Origin of the sequence: Streptomyces sp. URMC 126, assembly GCF_051386555.1 — a bacterium.
Lineage (GTDB): Bacteria > Actinomycetota > Actinomycetes > Streptomycetales > Streptomycetaceae > Streptomyces.
On the sequence record NZ_JBPQTX010001044.1, the window covers coordinates 1 to 257 of the forward strand.

The following is a 257-nucleotide window of genomic DNA, read 5'->3' on the forward strand; positions in this document are numbered from 1 at the left end:
GCTCAAGGATATCGACATCCAGTTCATGAATGCGGGGGGCGTGCTGTTCGGGGTCAAGGACTATGTCCCCGCGCTGATGAACTATGTGCGAAAATACGACGCGACGCTGAACTTCTTTCACAACCTGGTCCGGATCGACGGCCCGGCGCGCACCGCGTGGTTCGACGTCGCGGCACCCGACACGCCTGTCCGCCGGGTCGAGGTCGCATTCGACATGATCCATGTCACGCCCCCTCAGACCGCGCCGGATTTCATTC

The 257-nt window shown here is 61.5% G+C and carries 1 pseudogene; it reads left to right on the forward strand.

Annotated features, from left to right (window positions below):
- Positions 1-257: pseudogene (locus ACSNOK_RS35025) on the forward strand (hypothetical protein); the annotation flags it as partial.